The sequence below is a fragment of the Serratia sp. SSNIH1 genome (assembly GCF_002935055.1).
Classification (GTDB): Bacteria; Pseudomonadota; Gammaproteobacteria; order Enterobacterales; family Enterobacteriaceae; genus Serratia; species Serratia nevei.
Genome location: NZ_CP026383.1, coordinates 3,978,418 through 3,996,388, shown reverse-complemented (window position 1 = coordinate 3,996,388; position 17,971 = coordinate 3,978,418). Strand labels below are relative to the sequence as shown.

General features: G+C 62.5%; 18 protein-coding genes. 12 read left to right on the top strand and 6 right to left on the bottom strand.

Features of this window, described 5'->3' with window-relative positions; genetic code table 11:
• Nucleotides 1-49 precede the first annotated feature (49 nt).
• The 3 genes from sbcB to C3F38_RS19285 form a co-directional block, all read right to left on the bottom strand.
• Nucleotides 50-1,477, bottom strand: a complete 1,428-nt coding sequence (gene sbcB, locus C3F38_RS19295; protein WP_038877872.1) for an exodeoxyribonuclease I — start codon at nt 1,475-1,477, stop codon at nt 50-52.
• A gap of 90 nt (nt 1,478-1,567) precedes the next feature.
• Nucleotides 1,568-1,756 carry a DNA polymerase III subunit theta gene (locus C3F38_RS19290; RefSeq protein WP_033643787.1) on the bottom strand — a complete coding sequence of 63 codons (189 nt, stop codon included), beginning with the start codon at nt 1,754-1,756 and terminating at the stop codon, nt 1,568-1,570.
• Nucleotides 1,757-1,810: 54 nt separating this feature from the next.
• Nucleotides 1,811-2,017, bottom strand: a complete 207-nt coding sequence (locus C3F38_RS19285; RefSeq protein WP_038877873.1) for a hypothetical protein — start codon at nt 2,015-2,017, stop codon at nt 1,811-1,813.
• Nucleotides 2,018-2,275: 258 nt separating this feature from the next.
• On the opposite strand from C3F38_RS19285, the gene C3F38_RS19280 reads away from it, so the two are divergent.
• On the top strand, nt 2,276-3,385 hold the full coding sequence (locus C3F38_RS19280; RefSeq protein WP_038878027.1) for an SDR family oxidoreductase: 1,110 nt from the start codon (nt 2,276-2,278) through the stop codon (nt 3,383-3,385).
• A 34-nt stretch (nt 3,386-3,419) separates the two neighbouring features.
• Here the strand turns inward: C3F38_RS19280 and C3F38_RS19275 are convergent, their stop codons facing one another.
• The gene (locus C3F38_RS19275) at nt 3,420-4,166 is read right to left on the bottom strand and encodes a helix-turn-helix transcriptional regulator (protein ID WP_019453597.1); all 747 of its coding nucleotides are present in this window, start codon (nt 4,164-4,166) and stop codon (nt 3,420-3,422) included.
• Between the two features lie 175 nt (nt 4,167-4,341).
• Between C3F38_RS19275 and C3F38_RS19270 the strand changes: the two genes are divergently transcribed.
• The 3 genes from C3F38_RS19270 to tmaR all read left to right on the top strand — a co-directional run bounded on the left by C3F38_RS19270 (nt 4,342) and on the right by tmaR (nt 6,749).
• Complete coding sequence (locus C3F38_RS19270; RefSeq protein WP_038877875.1) at nt 4,342-5,109, top strand: N-acetylmuramoyl-L-alanine amidase; 768 nt, start codon at nt 4,342-4,344, stop codon at nt 5,107-5,109.
• Nucleotides 5,110-5,203: 94 nt separating this feature from the next.
• Nucleotides 5,204-6,271: an FUSC family protein gene (locus tag C3F38_RS19265; RefSeq protein WP_033632575.1), complete on the top strand. Its 1,068-nt coding sequence runs from the start codon at nt 5,204-5,206 to the stop codon at nt 6,269-6,271.
• Nucleotides 6,272-6,431: 160 nt separating this feature from the next.
• Complete coding sequence (gene tmaR / locus C3F38_RS19260; RefSeq protein WP_004935612.1) at nt 6,432-6,749, top strand: PTS system regulator TmaR; 318 nt, start codon at nt 6,432-6,434, stop codon at nt 6,747-6,749.
• A 158-nt stretch (nt 6,750-6,907) separates the two neighbouring features.
• Here tmaR and C3F38_RS19255 read toward each other — a convergent pair whose 3' ends face one another.
• Complete coding sequence (locus tag C3F38_RS19255) at nt 6,908-7,696, bottom strand: ABC transporter substrate-binding protein (protein WP_038877877.1); 789 nt, start codon at nt 7,694-7,696, stop codon at nt 6,908-6,910.
• 22 nt (nt 7,697-7,718) lie between these two features.
• Nucleotides 7,719-8,900: a M20 aminoacylase family protein gene (locus C3F38_RS19250; protein ID WP_055317222.1), complete on the bottom strand. Its 1,182-nt coding sequence runs from the start codon at nt 8,898-8,900 to the stop codon at nt 7,719-7,721.
• A 138-nt stretch (nt 8,901-9,038) separates the two neighbouring features.
• On the opposite strand from C3F38_RS19250, the gene C3F38_RS19245 reads away from it, so the two are divergent.
• From C3F38_RS19245 to araD, 8 genes are all read left to right on the top strand, one after another.
• The gene (locus C3F38_RS19245; RefSeq protein WP_057523726.1) at nt 9,039-9,992 is read left to right on the top strand and encodes a LysR family transcriptional regulator; all 954 of its coding nucleotides are present in this window, start codon (nt 9,039-9,041) and stop codon (nt 9,990-9,992) included.
• Nucleotides 9,993-10,277: 285 nt separating this feature from the next.
• Nucleotides 10,278-11,345 (top strand): erythritol/L-threitol dehydrogenase, encoded by a 1,068-nt coding sequence (locus C3F38_RS19240; protein ID WP_016927009.1) that lies wholly within the window; start codon nt 10,278-10,280, stop codon nt 11,343-11,345.
• Between the two features lie 135 nt (nt 11,346-11,480).
• Nucleotides 11,481-12,398, top strand: coding sequence for an ABC transporter substrate-binding protein (locus tag C3F38_RS19235; RefSeq protein WP_015378502.1), 918 nt, complete (start codon nt 11,481-11,483; stop codon nt 12,396-12,398).
• 54 nt (nt 12,399-12,452) lie between these two features.
• A complete protein-coding gene (locus C3F38_RS19230) occupies nt 12,453-13,943 on the top strand; it encodes a sugar ABC transporter ATP-binding protein (RefSeq protein ID WP_055317630.1) in 1,491 nt (496 codons plus the stop codon).
• Entirely contained in the window at nt 13,940-14,929 is a 990-nt protein-coding gene (locus tag C3F38_RS19225; RefSeq protein ID WP_055317629.1) for an ABC transporter permease, read from the top strand. The genes C3F38_RS19230 and C3F38_RS19225 overlap by 4 nt, the downstream gene beginning before the upstream one ends.
• 8 nt (nt 14,930-14,937) lie before the next feature.
• Entirely contained in the window at nt 14,938-16,425 is a 1,488-nt protein-coding gene (locus C3F38_RS19220; RefSeq protein WP_055317628.1) for an FGGY-family carbohydrate kinase, read from the top strand.
• A complete protein-coding gene (locus tag C3F38_RS19215; RefSeq protein WP_055317627.1) occupies nt 16,412-17,281 on the top strand; it encodes an L-ribulose-5-phosphate 3-epimerase in 870 nt (289 codons plus the stop codon). Before C3F38_RS19220 ends, C3F38_RS19215 begins: the two co-directional genes overlap by 14 nt.
• A complete protein-coding gene (gene araD / locus C3F38_RS19210) occupies nt 17,275-17,967 on the top strand; it encodes an L-ribulose-5-phosphate 4-epimerase (protein WP_055317626.1) in 693 nt (230 codons plus the stop codon). The genes C3F38_RS19215 and araD overlap by 7 nt, the downstream gene beginning before the upstream one ends.
• The last annotated feature ends 4 nt before the right edge of the window (nt 17,968-17,971 follow it).

Below are 17,971 nucleotides of genomic sequence, written 5' to 3'. Positions count from 1 at the left end.
CAGCCGAAAATCAATGAATTGATTTTCCTTTTTCTGCTTGCTGCGGGTTTTACCCCACCAACTCTTTGCCGTAATCGAACAGCGCTTTCAGCAGGGCGGTTTTCTCTTTGTCGCCTTCGTGCAGGTTATACAGCGACTCGAGCTGCAGCAGGTAACTCTGCACGCGCTCCGCGCTCAACGCTTCCTGGCGGTGCTGCAGCCAGCGGCGCTGCTCGGCATCGTCCAGCGTATTCGGGTAGTTGCGCGCGCGGAAGCGGAACAGCAGCTCTTTCATGCGGCCGTCGCTGAAGGCCAGATCCAGCGCCGGCAGGTTCTGCGGCTTGGTCTGCTGAATAATCCTCATTGCCGCCTTGTCGGCGTCGCTGAAGAAACCGTCGTACAACCGGGCGTCGACGTCGTCGGAGCCTTTGAACGGCTCGGCTTCGGCGAACAGCGCCACCACTTTCTCGCGCACTTCCGGGTGCTGTTTCAGCAGCTGCAGGTTCTGCAGGCAGGCCTGGCGATCGATGCCCAGCCGCTCGGCGTTCTCCGGCAGCAGGGTTTTGGCCGGCGCCAGCACCGGGCATTTGTTGATGTGTACCAGCTTGATCGGCACCGGCGCCTGATCCGGCGCCAGGTCGTCGCGGCGGGTATACAGGCGTTCACGCAGCTGCTCGGCGCTCAGCGTCAGCAGCGGCGTCATATCGCCGGCCAGATCGCACATGATCACCGCGTTCTTGTTGTCCGGGTGCCAGGCCAACGGCGACACCCAGCTGGTGTTGCCGCGCGCCGCGCCGAACATGCCGGAGACATGCACCAGCGGCGTCATGTCGGCGACGTCGATCAGGGCGTTCAGCTTGTGTTTGTTGCGGTGCTGCAATAGGAAGTCGAACAGCCGGGGTTGCGCCTGCTTGACCAGCTTGGCCATCGCGATGGTGGCGTAAACGTCCGACATCGCGTCGTGAGCCTGCGTGTGCTCGACGCCGTTGGCGCGCGTCAGGTGTTCCAGGCGGAAGCTGGGGAAGCCGTCTTCGTTTTCCGGCCAGACGATGCCGTCCGGGCGCAGGGCATAGCAGGCGCGCATCACATCCAGCAGATCCCAGCGCGAGTTGCCGTTTTGCCAGCTGTAGGCATAGGGATCGTAGAAGTTGCGATAGAAGATATTGCGGCTCACTTCGTCATCGAAGCGGATGTTGTTGTAACCGAGAATGCAGGTGCCGGCCACGCTGAAGGCCTGATGGATTTGGCGGGTGAATTCGGCTTCGTTAACGCCTTTGGCGCGCGCCACCTGCGGCGTGATGCCGGTGATCATCACCGCCTCCGGTTCCGGCAGGTAATCGTCGGCCGGGGCGCAGTAGATGACCAGCGGTTCTTCGATAATGTTGAAATCCATATCGGTGCGCACGCCGGCGAACTGCGCCGGGCGGTCCAGCGACGGGCTCTTGCCGAAGGTCTCATAGTCGTGAATGTAAAATGTGGCCGTTGCCTTGCTGCTCAAAATCGCGTCTCTTCAGTGGCGGATACAAGATGCCCCTATTGTAACGGCGTGGGGAGCGATGCCAAGCGGCGGTTAGCGAAATGCGCGCAATTACGCACGGCGATAATAATTCAGCCGTTGATGAAAGTAGGGGAGCAGGTGGTCGGGGACCTGTTGTTCTGTTTCCGCCTGAGTGGAGGCGATGCCGTAGCGTTCGTTGTAGATCACGCTGATGGCCAGCAAATCGGTTTCTATTTTTTCGCGTTGTGCCTGCGGTAAGCTATCCAGCTTTCGAGCCATCGTTATCTCCCTGTTAACCTTAGGGCATAATAGGATCGTTAGCGGGTCTTGTCCCTACCCATTCCGGGGGGCGGTCGACGCCTGAGCGCCTTGCTGCGAGCAGGGGGCCAGGCTGTGGCGCGCGGCGAACTCGCTCTGCGGCTGGTGTGCATTGAGGCGATCCGCCCGGTTATACAGCGAACAGGCGCCGCCGATGACCGCCACCCAAAACAGGGTGCACAGCAGCAAAACCCCCAACCAGGCTTTTTGGTTATAGGTCATAAGTCCTCCACGGACGAGAAGAGAAATAACATTGACCGTTAAATTAAATCAGGGGCTACATCAATGGTATTTAAACAGTAGGGATTAATCGCAATGCGTGCCCGACTCTTTTGTTACGAAATCCATGATGGATGTTTCAAAAGATTCCTTAAGATAATATTAAGAAAATTGAGTAGGGGCGCCGTAATTCTATTTAATATTTGTTTAATTATCCGCAGATACAATCTTCCACATTCAATGCCAATGTGGGTGACAATTATGAAAACGCTACTGTTGACCGGCGCTACCGGCTTTCTCGGTGGTGCAGTTCTCGAAAAATTATTGATTGAAAATCAGTCTATTAATTATCTTTTACTGGTGCGCGCCGATGATGCGCAGCAAGGGCTGGCCCGTATTCGCACGAATATGGAAAAGTTTAATATCGATGCGAATCTGCTGTCTAAAATTACGATAGAAAATATATTGTTGGGCGACCTTTCCGAGCCGGCCGACTTTTTAACTGACGCACGTATTAACAATGTCACGCACGTTATTAACTGTGCAGCCGTTGCCTCATTTGGTAATAACCCGCTCATTTGGAAGGTAAACGTAGAAGGCACTCTGGCCTTTGCCGAAAGAATGGCGCAGGTGCCGGGATTAAAACGTTTCCTGCACGTCGGTACCGCCATGTCTTGTTCGCCGGAGCCGGGTTCGCTGGTGGCGGAGAGCGGCGAGTTTGAGGAAGACGCCGAGCACCTGGTGGAATATACGCGTTCCAAATCCACCATCGAACAGCTGATGCGCCAACGCTGCCCGCAAATGCCGCTGACCATCGCTCGTCCGTCGATCGTGGTGGGGCACACCCGCCTGGGTTGCCAGCCTTCCAGCAGCATTTTCTGGGTGTTCGGCATGGCGCTGATGCTGCGCAAATTCATGTGCTCGTTGGAGGACAATATCGACGTGATCCCGGCGGACTACTGCGCGGATGCGCTGGTGATGCTGATGAACAGCGAAACGCTGGAGAACGACGTGTATCACATCTCCGCCGGCGTGGAGAGCAGCGTCAGCTTTGCCGAAATCGACAACGCCATGGCGGCGGCGCTGGAAAAGGCGCCGGTGGGTGATGAGTATGCGCAGGTGACGTATGACGCGCTGGTGAAAATGCGCCGCCAGCTGAAAGACATTTTCGGCCCGTGCAACGAGCGGCTGATGCTCAAAGCGATGCGCCTGTACGGATCGTTCGCCATGCTCAACGTGCGTTTCAGCAACGAGAAGATCCTCAAGCTGGGCATGCCGAAGCCGCCACGCTTCACCGACTACATCGCCGGTTGCGTGCAGTCGACCCGCGGGCTGTCTATCCAGCAGCAGATGGTGGTGGACTTCAAATAACCGCCGGGCGCAGCGGGCGCCCGAGGTTGCTTCGCTACCAGGACGAAGAGGACCAGAAGACGCGGCCGAGCACCACCAGTTGCTCTTTGCGCTGCTGATAGCTGAGGTGCTCGTCCTGGTATTCTTCCCGGTTGAGGGAGCGGATGATGACGCCGCCGTCCGGCTGCTCGATCAGCACCTTCACCCGCAGCAAATTGCCGTGGCGGATGGCGTAGGTCTTGCCTTCCCGGATGCGTGTGTCGTCGGTGTTGATGCCGACCACGTCGCCGTCCTGCAGCCGTGGTTCCATGCTGGAACCGGAGATGCGAATGATGCGTGCGGCGTTGACCGCCACCCCCATCTTGTGCAGGTAGTAACGGCGGAAGATCAGCGAAAACTCCTCGCGATCGACGATTTCGTAGCAGCCGTCGCCGGCGGAAAAATCAATATCCAGCAGCGGGATCTCCACAAACTCTTCCTTGTCCTGTTCGGTATCTTCCCATACCACCGGTTTCAAACGGGCGGGCTGGAAGTCCGACTCCGCCGCCACGTTGTCAAATGGGCGCACCAGCTGCTTTTCGTGAAACACGTCGAACCAGCCCTTGGGCAAATTCAGCCTGGCCTCGATCCGCCTGGCCAGATTGTCGCCAAGATTGCGAGAGGATTTTTCCCCGATGATTTGGCTCAGCGTCGGCGCGGAAGACTCAACCAGCGTGGCGAACTCATTCTGGTTGACGCCTTGCCGGGCGTAGCGGGCCATCAATTCGCGCAGATTGTTGCGCCTGATTTCTTTAGTTTCCATTGTTCGATGATCGCACTCTTTAGCAAAAAGGTAAATAACGGTTTTGCTAAAAAACACTTGCGCATGATTTAGCAATTAGCTAAAACAAAAGGGTGAGCCAAAGGTTCACCTGTGCGGAGCGGCCTGTCATGATGAGAGGCCGCTCAGTGAAATCAAACGAGAGAGGGACTTTACGATGTACAAGATTGATTACAATAGCTACCGATCGGTCGCCAGCTTCGGCCACCGCGTGCGCTTTCTGGTGCTGCACTACACGGCGCAAAACTTTGCCGACTCGGTGAAGTCGTTGACCGGAAAATCGGTGAGCGCGCACTATCTGGTGCCGGATCCGACCGAGGCCACCTATCAGGCCGCCGGCTTTAGCGGCGTGCGCATTTTCAACCTGGTGGACGAGAACGAGCGCGCCTGGCATGCCGGTACCAGCCAGTGGGGCACCCGCAGCAATATCAACGACACCTCGATCGGCATCGAGATCGTCAACCTGGCGAGCGGCGACGGTGAAAACATCACCTTCCCGCCGTTTAACCCGCAGCAGATCGAGGCGGTCACCCAGCTGGCGCAGAATATCCTGCAGCGTTACCCTGACATCTCGCCGGTGAACGTGGTGGCGCACTCCGACATCGCGCCGGGCCGCAAGAGCGATCCGGGCCCGCAGTTCCCGTGGCAGCAGCTGTATCAGGCCGGCGTCGGCGCCTGGTATGACGAGGCGACCAAGCAGCAGCGCCAGCAGGAATACTGCCGCCAGGGGCTGCCGGCGCAGGCCGAGCTGCTGAAACTGTTCGCCCAATACGGCTACGACACCTCGGCGGCAAATACCGCAGAAGGCTATCGCCAGCTGGTGCGCGCGTTCCAGCTGCACTTCCGCCAGCAGAAGTATGACGGCGTGATGGATGTCGAAACCGCCGCCGTTCTACGCGCGCTGGTCGACAAGTACGCCGCCTGAGCCTGACCGCGAATGGGGGACGCCTCATTCGCCTTTTCCTTGCCGGGCTTCCTCCGCTAAAATAGCGGTCTGGCTGGTCTTTATCGGAGGCATTGTGCGCCTCGATCGAAAAATCTCTTCCCTTGAATTGCTGACCTACCGCCACTATCGCATCGTCCACGGCGTGCGCATCGGGTTGGCGTTTATCCTGACCTTTCTGCTGATCCGCTTGCTGGCGGTGCCCGAAGGCACCTGGCCGCTGATCACCCTGGTGGTGGTGATGGGGCCGATCTCGTTTTGGGGCAACGTGCTGCAGCGGGCGCTGCAACGCATTGCCGGCACGGTGTTCGGCGCCGCGTCCGGCCTGATCGCCCTGTATCTGGAACTCTATTCGCTGCCGCTGATGCTGGCTTGGTGCGGCGTGGTGATGTTCGTCTGCGGTTACCTGACGCTGGGCAAACGGCCGTATATGGCGCTGCTGGTGGGGATCACGCTGGCGGTGGTGTGCGGCGCGGGCGCCGGTGACATGCACACCGCGCTGTGGCGCAGCGGCGACGTGATCTTCGGCTCGCTGCTGGCGCTGCTGTTCACCAGCATCTACCCACAGCGCGCCTATATTCTGTGGCGCATGCAGATGGCGGACTGCCTGCAAACCGCCGCCCGCCTCTACGGCGCGTATTTTTCGCCGAACGTCATTGAGCGGCCGCGGCTGGAGCCGCAGCTCAAGGACCTGCTGAATCAGGTGGTGAAGCTGCGCAGCCTGATCGTGCCCGCCAGCAAGGAAACCCGCATCCCCAAAGCGGTGTTCGAGGCGGTGCAAACCCTCAGCCGCAATCTGGTGTGCACGCTGGAGCTGATGGCCGACGCCTACTGGGCCTCGCGTGAAACGCACTTCATCATGTTAAACGCCCGCACGCTGCGCAGCACCCAGCTGCTGACGTTGAGCTCGCTGGAATCGCTGGCGGTGCTGATGCGCGAAGGGCCGCAGGCGCAGCGGCAGGCGGCGGCGGGGCAGCTGGCGGAGATCGCCGGCGAGCTGAAAACGCTGATGCAAGAGGTCAGCCTCGGCCAGCACGGCGAAGCGCCGATTTACGGCTATGTCTGGCTCAGCATGGAGCTGGCGCAGCAGCTGGAAGAGCTGGGGGATCTGCTCCAGGTCTGCACCGCCGCCGGGCGCGAATAAGGGGTCAGATCATGAAGGCGGCGCTTTGGGTTTTGGCCGCCGGGGCAAAGTGGGTAAGATAAGGCAATCACTGTTGTGCCGGACTGCCACAAACCTGTATCTTGGTGCCATGTGGCCGTAAGCAAATGAATCTGTGTATTACTAAAGCAAGGGTATAAAGATGGATAATGCAAATAAGCCGAGTTTCCAGGACGTGCTGGAGTTTGTGCGTATGTTCCGCCGCAAAAACAAACTGCAACGCGAGATCGTCGACAACGAAAAGAAAATTCGTGATAACCAGAAGCGCGTGCTGCTGCTCGACAACCTGAGTGAGTACATCAAGCCCGGCATGAGCATTGAAGACATTCAGGGCATCATCGCCAACATGCGCAGCGACTACGAAGATCGCGTTGATGACTACATCATCAAAAATGCCGATCTGTCCAAAGAGCGCCGCGAGCTGTCCAAAAAGCTGAAAGCAATGGGCGAAGTGAAGTAACCCGCTTTAGCGGGCCGGGCGTCCTGCCTGGCCCGCATCCTTATCCCGCCTGATTTGCCGTTCTTGCCGACACTGCCGTTTCCGTTGGGGCGTTCCCCGGCGGCCGAAGGCGCCTCCCCATCCTGCAGGATCTGCAGGTGACCGCCGGGGAACGCTTGTTACTGCTCCGCGCCGTACATGTCGAAGTCGAAATACCTGTCGTTGATTTTCTTGTAAGTGCCGTTGGCGCGGATCGCCTGCAGCGCGGCGTTGAAGGCGTTCAGCAGCGCGGTATCGTCTTTGCGCACCCCGATGCCGTCGCCGACGCCGAAGTATTTGCTGTCGGTCAGCTCGGCGCCGATAAAGGCGAAATCTTTGCCGCCGGGCGTTTTGAAAAACTCGCTGGCGCTGACGCTGGCCAGCAGCGACGCATCCAGCCGGCCGTTGGCCAGATCTTCGTTCACTTCCTGTTGGCTTTGGTAAGCCACCACGTTGACGCCGGCCGGGCGCCACAGCGCGTTGGCATAGGCCTCCTGGCTGGAGCCTTGCTGCACGCCGACCGATTTGCCCTTCAGCGAGGCGACGGTAGGCTGCAGGTTGCTGCCCTTATGCGCCACCAGCCGCGCCGGGGCGTTGGAGACTTTGCTGGAGAAGGCGATCTGCTGCCGGCGCTGTGGCGTGATGGTCATCGACGAGGCGATGGCGTCGAACTTCTTCGCCTGCAGGCCGGGGATCATGCCGTCCCAGCTGCTTTCTACCCACACGCATTTGGCCTGCATCTGGTCGCACAGCGCCTGGGCGATATCGACGCCGAAGCCGGTCAGCTTGCCCTGCGGAGTTTTATACTCCAGCGGCGGAAAAGTGGGATCGATGCCCAGCTTGATCACTTTGCCGCTGAATTCACCGCTCAGCGCGGGAAAGCTCGCGGCCAGCGGCAGTAACAACAACAGCCCTTTGATGGTTTTCATGTCATTTCCTCAGCGTTGGCGATTAAACCGCAGGGCGAGCCAAAAAGCGCTCGACCAATTTGACCCAGTAGGTGGCGCCCAGCGACAGACTGTCGTCGTTGAAGTCATAACCGGGATTGTGCAGAGAATTGCCCGGCGTGGCGGGGCCGTTGCCGATCGAGATATAGCTGCCTGGGCACTTCTCCAGCATAAAGGCGAAATCTTCGCTGGCGGTGAACGGCCGCAGCGTGGGGATAACCCGGTTTTCTCCGGCCCATTCCAGCGCCACCGCGCGCGCCAGCTCGGTTTCTGCCGGGTGGTTCACCAGCACCGGGTAGCCGTGCTGATAGTCGATCTCCGCGCGGGCGCCGAAGCTGGCGGCCTGCGCCGTGACCAGCTCGGTGATGCGCTGCTCCAGCCGCTCACGCACCGCTGCCGTCAGCGCGCGCACGCTGAGCGTCAGGGTGGCGGTCGCCGGGATCACGTTGGCGGCCAGGCCGGCCTGCATCGCCCCCACGGTGACGATCGCCGTTTCCTGCGGATCGATATTGCGCGCCACGATGGTTTGCAGGCTCATGACGATGGCCGCGCAGGCCACCACCGGATCGACGGTGCTCTGCGGCACCGCGCCGTGGCCGCCGTGGCCGTGCAGGGTGATGTGTACCGTATCGGCCGAGCACATGAAGGGGCCGCTGGCGAAGCCCAGGTGGCCGGCGGGGAAGCCGGGCACGTTGTGCATGGCGAACACCGCGTCGCAGGGGAAACGCTCAAACAGGCCGTCTTCAATCATCACTCTGGCGCCGCCGCCGCCTTCTTCCGCCGGCTGAAAGATCAGGTGCAGCGTGCCGCTGAAGTTCGGCTGCCGCGCCAGATAGCGCGCCGCCGCCAGCAGCATGGCGGTGTGCCCGTCGTGGCCGCAGGCGTGCATCACCCCGGAATGGGTGCTGGCGTGCGGCAAGCCGGTCGTTTCGGCAATCGGCAGGGCGTCCATGTCGGCGCGGATGCCGAGCGATTTTCCCGGCCCGCGCTGCAGTGTGGCGACAACGCCGGTTTGTCCTACGCCGCGCGTGACGCGGTAACCCCATTCCGCCAGCCGTTGCGCCACCAGATCCGACGTCGCGAACTCCTGGAAGCCCAGCTCCGGGTGGGCGTGAATGTGTCGGCGAAGTGCGACCATTTCATCATGAACGGCGGCGATCTCAGGCAGTACGAGTGAAGGGCTCATCACGGTCTCCGGCAAAGGGTCCCGGCCAACGGGCGGGGAATGGGGCAGAGGGATAGGCATCGAGACTAGCAAACTCCGTTTTTGCCGGGTAGCCGCCGTTCGGTTATGCTGACAACTGATGATTGTCAGGAGGTGAACATGAAACTGCACCAACTGCAGGCGCTGGTGGCCAGCGCCGACAGCGGCAGCATTCGCGCGGCGGCGCGGCATCTGGGGCTGTCGCAGGCGGCGGTGACCCGCGCGCTGCGCGAACTGGAGCAGGAGCAGGCGCTGCCGCTGCTGATCCGCACCCCGACCGGGCTGGGCTTTACCCCCTACGGCAAAACCCTGTTGGCGCACGCCCGGCTGGTGTTGAATCAGCTGGAGCAGGCGCAGGGGGAAATGGCGGCGCTGCGCGGGCGGACGGCGGATCTGGTCAAGGCGGCGATCACCCCCTGGCTGATGCTGACGGTGTTGCCGCCGGCGGTGATGGCGTTTCGCAGCAAGGTGCCGGCGGTGCGGCTGGAACTGTCGGAAAGCCTGATGGCCAATGCCCAGTCGCAGCTGCGCGAGGGCACGATGGATTTTGCCATCACGCCGCTGCCGGCATCGTCGGCGCCGCAGGAGTTTCACTGCGAACCGCTGCTGGAGTATGAAACGGCGTATATGGTGCGGCGCGGCCACCCGCTGGCGCACAGCACCTCGCTGCATCAGCTGCTGGAGCAGGATTGGGTGATGAGCTATACCCAGGAAAGTTTCGATGCGCTGCTCGATGCGGTGTTCCACCGCCACGGCGCGCGCCTGCCGCGCCAGCGCATCATCCAGGCGCATTCGTTCGGCATGCTGCAGGCGCTGGTGGAGTCCGCCGAGATGTGTACCTGGTGCCCGCGGCCGATCGCCGCGCTGCCGCAGTTCGCTTCCCGCGTGCAGCCGCTGGCGCTGCGGGAGAGCTGCCAGCCGGCGCAGCTGAATATCGTCACCCGGCGCAACAGCATTCTGAGCGCCGCCGCCCATGCGTTTATCGACACGCTGGTGCGCACCCTGCGCCAGCAGGCGCGATCGTCGCGGCTGGAAGATCGCCAGATCTACGATCGCGTGCGCCTGCTGATGTAGCGGATCTCCCCGGATCGCCGATCCCGCAAATGGGATCGCGATCCGCATTTGTAGCATTTTTAGCCGCGATGTTAACGATATGTGATTTTGCTCAAATAATTATTTTCGCAGCTTTGGTTATATGTCGCTCTATGTTCACGTTGTCATTTTGAGTTTTCCTAGGTGTTCTATGATTAATAAATTGAAATTTATCACTTTATAACGCTTATTGTTTTTTGTTTGATAAAAATGACAACGTCAACATTAAGAAAATTCAAGCGTTTAACGAGTGTATTGGAGGAAGAGATGAGCCAGTTGCCGGAAAAAATGCGCGCGGTCGTTTGCCACGGCCCGCAGGATTATCGTTTCGAACAGGTGCCCACGCCGCTACCGAAGGCGCGCGAGCTGGTGATCAAGGTGGAAGGCTGCGGCATCTGTGCCGGCGACTGCAAGTGCAAGAACGGCGCGCAGATGTTTTGGGGAGAGAACCCGTGGGTTAAACCGCCGGTGGTGCCGGGGCATGAGTTCTACGGCCGCATCGCCGCGCTGGGCGAGGGCGCGGAAGGCAAATACCGGATCGGCGAGCGGGTGATCGCCGAGCAGATCGTACCGTGCTGGGAGTGCCGCTATTGCAAATCCGGCAGTTACTGGATGTGTGAGACGCATAACATTTACGGTTTCCAAAAAGACGTGGCGGAGGGCGGCATGGCGGAGTACATGCGTTTTTCCGAAAACGCCATCGTGCACAAGATCCCGGAAAGCCTGAGCCATGAAGACGCGGTATTGATTGAGCCGATGGCCTGCGCCATCCACACCGTGGCGCGCGGCGACATCCAGCTGGACGACGTGGTGGTGCTGGCCGGCGCCGGGCCGCTCGGGCTGTGCATGGTGCAGGTGGCGCGCCTGAAGACGCCGAAGAAACTGATCGTGATCGACGCCATCGACGAGCGCCTGGCGCTGGCGAAGGAATTTGGCGCCGACGTGGTGATCAACCCGCTGAAGGAAGACGCCGACCAGATCGTCAAATCGCTGACCGGCGGCTACGGCTGTGACGTGTACATCGAGGCCACCGGCGCGCCGATCGGCGTCACCCAGGGGCTGCAGATGATCCGCAAGCTGGGCCGCTTCGTGGAGTTCAGCGTGTTCGGCAAGGAAACCACCGTCGATTGGTCCATCATCGGCGATCGCAAAGAACTGGACATTCGCGGCGCGCACCTGGCGCCTTACAGCTACGAAATCGCCATCGATCTGTTCGAGCGCGGGCTGGTGACCTCCAATGGCGTGGTTACCCACAGCTATTCATTGAACGACTGGGACGAAGCCTTCGCCCTGGCGGACTCGACCGACTCCATCAAGGTGATCCTGGTTCCCTGACCCTCCCGCCGTACCGCTGTTGCAGTCACGATCGCCGGCCCGTTCGCAATGGGGGGCCGGCCGGTCGGCCAAACGTAAAGACATGCTGTTGCTCTGATAACCACAACAAGAAGCTTCCCTACAGGAGAATTGGCTATGTTTTCATTATTCAAAAAGACCTTACCTTTTATCGTCGCCGGTGGAATGTTGGCGGCCAGCCATGGGGCGCTGGCCAAGCAAATCACGATCGGTATGTCGTTCCAGGAAATGAACAACGACTACTTCGTCACCATGAAGCAGGCGCTGGATCAGGCGGCGGCGGATATCGGCGCTAAGGTGTACGTGGCCGATGCGCGCCATGACGTCGCCAAACAGATCGGCGACGTGGAAGACATGCTGCAGAAGAAGGTGGATATCCTGCTGATCAACCCGACCGATTCGGTGGGGGTGCAGTCGGCGGTGATCTCCGCCCATAAGGCCGGCGCGGTGGTGGTGGCGATCGACGCCCAGGCGGAAGGGCCGCTGGATTCGTTCGTCGGCTCGGAAAACTACGACGCCGGCTTCCAGGCGGGCGAGTACCTGGCGAAAGCGCTGGGCGGCAAAGGCAAGGTGGCGATCCTCGACGGCATCCCGGTGGTGCCGATCCTGGAGCGCGTGCGCGGCTTTGAAGCGGCGATGAAGAAATACCCCGACATCAAGATCGTCACCAAGCAAAACGGCAAGCAGGAGCGCGACACCGCGCTGACCGTGACCGAAAACATGCTGCAGTCGGCGCCGGATCTGGCAGGCATCTTCAGCGTCAACGACGTCGGCGCGCTCGGCGCCCTGGCGGCGATCGAAAGCAACGGCGCCAAGGTCAAGCTGGTGAGCGTCGACGGCCAGCCGGAAGCCATCAAAGAGATCCTCAAGCCGAACTCGCCGTTCATCGCCACCTCGGCGCAGTTCCCGCGCGACCAGCTGCGCATCGCGCTCGGCATTGCGCTGGCCCGCTACTGGGGTGCCACGGTGCCGAAAACCGTGCCGGTCAAAGTGAAGCTGATCGACCGCAGTAATGCGGCCGGCTTTAGCTGGTAACAGCGGCCGGGTTCGCCCCGCTGCGGCGGGGCGTTCGGCGTGGAGGGCTATGCGGTGACACCTTTACTGGAACTGAAGCGAATAAAAAAGAGCTTTCCCGGCGTGAAGGCGCTGGACGGCATCGATCTGGCCATTCAACGCGGCGAAGTGCATGCCCTGCTGGGCGAAAACGGCGCCGGCAAATCGACGCTGGTGAAAATCATGTGCGGCATCTATCAGCCGGACGAGGGCGATATTTTTATCGACGGCGAGCAGCGCCGCTTTAACAACTATCGTCAGGCGATCGAGGCCGGGGTCGGCATTATTTTTCAGGAATTCTCGTTGATTCCCTACATGAGCGCCATCGACAACATCTTCCTCAACCGGGAGATCAGGAACCGCTGGGGCCTGCTGGATCGGCGGGCGATGCGGCGCAAGGCCGAGGCCATTTTCAAGCGGCTGACGGTGGCTATCGATCTCGATTGCCCGGTGGAACAGCTGAGCGTGGCGCAGCAGCAGTTCGTTGAGATTGCCAAGGCGCTGTCGCTGGAGGCGCGGGTGCTGGTGCTGGATGAGCCGACCGCCACGCTGACGCCGGGCGAGGCCGAGCACCTGTTCAGCGTGATGAACGATCTACGGCTGCTGGGCGTTGGCATGGTGTTTATCTCGCACCACCTGGACGAGATCTTCACCATCTGCGATCGCATCACCGTGCTGCGCGACGGCGCCTACATCGAAACGCTGGCTACCGGCGACACCAACGTGGAAGAGCTGGTGCGGCTGATGGTCGGGCGCAAAATCGAGAACGCCTTCCCGGTGAAACAGCACCCGGTCGATACCGCGACGGTGCTGCTGGAGGCGGAGATCCAGCGCGAGAAACACGGCGTGACCGACCGCTTCCACCTGCACAAGGGCGAGATCCTCGGCTTCGCCGGGCTGGTGGGCTCCGGGCGCACCGAGACCGTCTCGGCGCTGATCGGCGCCGGCCGCTGCCACCGCAAACGCGTCAGCCTCGGTGGCCAACCGGCGGCGCTGCGCTCCCCGGCGCAGGCGCTGGCGCAGGGCATCGGCCTGCTGCCGGAGAGCCGCAAAACCGAGGGCCTGGTGCTGCCGTTCTCGGTGGCGCAGAACATCACCCTCAACCGGCACCACCGGCGCGGCAAGATCTTCGTCAACGCCCGGAAGGATCGCGACGTGGTGCAGCGGCTGATCCGCGCCGTGGGGGTGAAAACCCCGGACGCCGGGACCGCCGTCAGCACCCTGAGCGGCGGCAACCAGCAGAAGGTGGTGATCGCCCGCTGGCTCAACAACGACTGCAACATCCTGATCTTCGACGAGCCGACGCGCGGCATCGACGTGGGCGCCAAGGCCGAGATCTACCAGCTGATGCAGCAACTGACCCAGCAGGGCATCTCCATCATCATGATTTCCTCCGAACTGCCGGAGATCATCGGCGTGTGTGACCGCGTGCTGGTGTTTCGCGGCGGCCACATCGTCGCCGAGCTGACCGGCGATGACATCGAATCCAACCACATCATGCTTCACGCGACCGGGAGTGCCTTATGATCGGAATTGAACAACCCGCCGTGGCGCGCCGCGCCGCCGGCCCCAGCCTCGGCAAGCGCTGGGAAAAACTGCTGCATCACCCGGCGGTCTTGCCGTTTATCGGCTTCGCTGTCCTGTTCGTGCTGATGAGCCTGCTGAACGACAGCTTCCTCAGCGTCAACAACCTGACCAACGTGGCGCGCCAGGTGTCGATCAATGCCATCATCGCGGTGGGCATGACCTGCGCCATCCTGACCGGCGGCATCGATCTCTCGGTGGGGCCGGTGATGGCGCTGGCCGGCTCGGTCGCCGCCGGGCTGATGCTGGCGGCGGTGCCGATCCCGCTGGCGATGGTGGCGGCGCTGGCGGTCGGCGCGCTGTTCGGCCTGGCCAACGGCGCCTGCATCGCCTACCTGCGCATGCCGCCGATCATCGTCACCCTGGCGTCGATGGGCATCGCCCGCGGCCTGGCGCTGCTCTATACCGGCGGCTACCCGATCTCCGGCCTGCCCGACGTCTTCTCCTTCTTCGGCCGCGGCACGGTGCTGGGCATTCAGGTGCCGATCCTGATCATGCTCGGCGTGTACCTGCTGGCCTGGCTGATGCTCAACCAGCTGCCGTTCGGCCGCTACGTCTACGCGATGGGTGGCAACGAAGAGGCGGCGCGCCTGAGCGGCATCCGCGTGCCGCGCTACAAGATGCTGGTGTACGTGATCAGCGGCCTGACCGCCGCGCTGGCCGGGCTGGTGCTGACTTCGCGCCTGATGAGCGGGCAGCCCAACGCCGGCGAAGGCTTCGAGCTGGACGCCATCGCCGCGGTGGTGCTGGGCGGGGCGGCGATCTCCGGCGGGCGCGGCGCCATCGTCGGCACGTTGGTGGGGGCGATGATGCTCGGGGTGCTCAACAACGGCCTCAATCTGATGAACGTGTCGCCATATATCCAGAACGTGGTGAAGGGCGGCATCATCCTGGCCGCCATCTACCTCAGCTCCGTGCGGCGCAAATAGGAGGCGCGATGGCAGTCTTTCTTGGCATAGACGTCGGCGGCACGGTGATCAAGGCCGGGCTGTATCGGGCAAGCGGCGAAGAGCTGGCGATCGCCGAGCGCGACGGCGCGGCGATTGCCGCCCAGCCGGGCTTCAGCGAACGCAATATGGATGCGCTGTGGGATGACGTTTGCGCGGCGATCCGCCAGACGCTGCACGCGGCGGGGCTGGAGGCCGGCCAGGTGCGCGGCGTCAGCTTCTCGGCGCACGGCAAAGGGCTGTACGCCATCGACCGCCACGGCAAACCGGTCGGCAACGGCATTCTCTCTTCGGACAACCGCGCGGCGGCCACGGCGGCTGAGCTGCGCCGCGCCGGGGTGGACGCGCAGACCTACCCGCGCAGCCTGCAGCCGCTGTGGCCCAGCCACCCGGCGCTGCTGCTGCGCTGGCTGAAGCAGCAGCAACCGGCGCAGTACGCCGCCGTCGATCGCATCCTGATGGCGCACGACTACCTGCGCTTTCGCCTCACCGGCGAGGCGGCGGCCGAGGTGACCAACATCTCCGGCAGCAACCTGTTTAACCAGCGCAGCGGCGCTTACGATCCGGCGCTGATGGCGGCCTTCGGCATCGAAGAGGCGCAGGAGAAAACCGCGCCAACGATCGGCTCGGCGCAGCTGGCCGGGCGGGTGACGGCCGCGGCAGCGGCGCAGTGCGGCCTGCGGGCAGGCACCGCGGTGTACGGTGGCCTGTTCGACGTGGTGGGTGCGGCGCTCAGCTCCGGCGTGGCCGACGATCGCACGCTCAGCGCGGTGGCGGGCACCTGGTCGATCGCCACCTGCGTGACCGAGCGCATCATTCCCGCCGATTACCCCTACGCCTGGGGGCGCTACTGCATCGACGGCCGCTATTTCGTGCACGAAGGCAGCCCGACCTCGGCCGGCAATCTGGCCTGGTTCCTGCGCCAGTTCTGCGCCGACGACCGGCAGCGCTACGCCCAGTTCAACGCCTGGGTGGCCGAGCGCCGCGAGCAGCCCAGCGGGCTGCTGTTCCTGCCGTATCTGTACGGCTCCAACCTCGGCGGCAACACGCCGGGCGGGCTGATCGGCCTGAGCGCCCACCACGAGATGGCAGACGTGGTGCAGGCGATCTACCAGGGCATCGTGTTCTCGCACCTGATTCATCAGGAGCGCATGGTGCAGCTGAACCCGCGCATCGAGCGGGTGCGCATGACCGGCGGGCCGACGCAGTCCGAGGTCTGGATGCAGATGTACGCCGACGCCGGCAACCTGCCGCTCGAGGTGGTGGAAACCCGCCAAAGCGGCTGCCGCGCCGCCGCCCTGTGCGCCGCCGTCGGCGCCGGGGAGTACGCCGGGTTCGCTGAAGCGATCGCCGCCGCGCCGCCAAAACTGCGTTGTTATTATCCCGCGACCGCCGCCCATCGGCGCCTGCGCGCCCAGCAGGCGCGCTATCTGGCGGTCGCCCAGGCTTTGAGTGAGGTGACTGATGCAAACGACTAACGCCGCCTGTCTGGGGCTGTATGAAAAGGCGCTGCCCGCCGATCTGAGCTGGCCTCAGCGGCTGGCCATCGCCGCCGAGCTGGGCTTTGAATTTGTGGAGATGTCGATCGACGAGCAGCCGGCGCGCCAGCAGCGGCTGGACTGGGATCGCCGCCAGCGGCTGGCGTTTATCCAGGCGCGGCTCGACAGCGGGGTGACGGTGCCAAGCCTGTGCCTGTCGGCGCACCGGCGCGATCCGTTCGGCAGCGCCGACGCCGCCACCCGCGAGCGGGCGCGGGTGCTGATGAGCAAGGCGCTGGAACTGGCAACGGATCTTGGCATCCGCAACATCCAGCTGGCGGGCTACGACGTCTATTACGAACCCGCCGATCGCCACAGCCGCGCACGCTTTATCGAGGGCATGCAGTGGGCGGCGGAACAGGCCGCCAGGGCGCAGGTGATGCTGTCGGTGGAGGTGATGGACACGCCGTTCATCAACAGCATCAGCAAATGGCGCGACATCGCACGCCACGTTAACAGCCCGTGGTTCACGGTGTATCCCGATCTCGGCAACCTCAGCGCCTGGGGCAACGACGTCGCCGCCGAGCTGGCGCTGGGCATCGGCAGCATCACCGCCGTGCATCTCAAAGACACCGTCGCGGTGGGGCCGGGCAGCGCCGGGCAGTTCCGCGACGTGCCGTTCGGCGAGGGCTGCGTGGATTTCGCCCACGCCTTTTCCGTGCTCAACGCGCTCGGCTATCGCGGCCCCTACCTGTTGGAGATGTGGGCGCGCGAAGACGGGCAGGATAAGCAACGCATCGCCCAGGCCAAGGCCTGGATCGCACAACAGATGATTGAGGGAGGCATCGTATGTTGAACGAACTCAAGCGGCAGGTGCTGGCCGCCAACCTCAGCCTGCCGGCGTACGGGCTGGTGACCTTTACCTGGGGCAACGTCTCGGCGATCGACCGCCAGAGCGGGCTGGTGGTGATCAAGCCTTCGGGCATCGCCTACGAGGCGATGACGCTGGCGGATCTGGTGGTGGTGGATCTGGAGGGCAAGGTGCGCGAAGGGCACCGCAAACCCTCATCCGACACCGCCACCCACCTGGCGCTGTACCGCGCCTTCGCCGATATCGGCGGCGTGGTGCACACCCACAGCCGCAACGCCACCATCTGGGCGCAGGCCGGGCAGCCGATCCCGGCGCTGGGCACCACCCACGCCGACTACTTTTACGGCGACATTCCCTGTACCCGGCCGATGAGCGAGGCGGAGATCGCCGGCGATTACGAAGGGGAAACCGGCAAGGTGATTATCGAAACCTTCAGTCAGGCGGGGCGCGATCCGCAGCAGGTGCCGGGAGTGCTGGTCTATTCCCACGGCCCGTTCGCCTGGGGCAAGTGCGCGGCGGATGCGGTGCACAACGCGGTGGTGCTGGAGGAGGTAGCGATCATGGCGATGGCGACGCGCCAGCTGGCGCCGGCCATCGCCCCGATGCAGCCGGAGCTATTGGACAAACATTTCCTGCGCAAGCACGGCAAACACGCCTACTACGGGCAATAGCGCC

Bases quoted from the DNA above. Each gene is read 5' to 3' on its own strand.
- C3F38_RS19290 (WP_033643787.1), bottom strand. From the start codon at position 1,756: ATGGCTCGAAAGCTGGATAGCTTACCGCAGGCACAACGCGAAAAAATA.
- C3F38_RS19285 (WP_038877873.1), bottom strand. From the start codon at position 2,017: ATGACCTATAACCAAAAAGCCTGGTTGGGGGTTTTGCTGCTGTGCACC.
- C3F38_RS19280 (WP_038878027.1), top strand. From the start codon at position 2,276: ATGAAAACGCTACTGTTGACCGGCGCTACCGGCTTTCTCGGTGGTGCA.
- C3F38_RS19275 (WP_019453597.1), bottom strand. From the start codon at position 4,166: ATGGAAACTAAAGAAATCAGGCGCAACAATCTGCGCGAATTGATGGCC.
- C3F38_RS19270 (WP_038877875.1), top strand. From the start codon at position 4,342: ATGTACAAGATTGATTACAATAGCTACCGATCGGTCGCCAGCTTCGGC.
- tmaR (WP_004935612.1), top strand. From the start codon at position 6,432: ATGGATAATGCAAATAAGCCGAGTTTCCAGGACGTGCTGGAGTTTGTG.
- C3F38_RS19255 (WP_038877877.1), bottom strand. From the start codon at position 7,696: ATGAAAACCATCAAAGGGCTGTTGTTGTTACTGCCGCTGGCCGCGAGC.
- C3F38_RS19250 (WP_055317222.1), bottom strand. From the start codon at position 8,900: ATGAGCCCTTCACTCGTACTGCCTGAGATCGCCGCCGTTCATGATGAA.
- C3F38_RS19245 (WP_057523726.1), top strand. From the start codon at position 9,039: ATGAAACTGCACCAACTGCAGGCGCTGGTGGCCAGCGCCGACAGCGGC.
- C3F38_RS19240 (WP_016927009.1), top strand. From the start codon at position 10,278: ATGAGCCAGTTGCCGGAAAAAATGCGCGCGGTCGTTTGCCACGGCCCG.
- C3F38_RS19235 (WP_015378502.1), top strand. From the start codon at position 11,481: ATGTTTTCATTATTCAAAAAGACCTTACCTTTTATCGTCGCCGGTGGA.
- C3F38_RS19225 (WP_055317629.1), top strand. From the start codon at position 13,940: ATGATCGGAATTGAACAACCCGCCGTGGCGCGCCGCGCCGCCGGCCCC.
- C3F38_RS19220 (WP_055317628.1), top strand. From the start codon at position 14,938: ATGGCAGTCTTTCTTGGCATAGACGTCGGCGGCACGGTGATCAAGGCC.
- C3F38_RS19215 (WP_055317627.1), top strand. From the start codon at position 16,412: ATGCAAACGACTAACGCCGCCTGTCTGGGGCTGTATGAAAAGGCGCTG.
- araD (WP_055317626.1), top strand. From the start codon at position 17,275: ATGTTGAACGAACTCAAGCGGCAGGTGCTGGCCGCCAACCTCAGCCTG.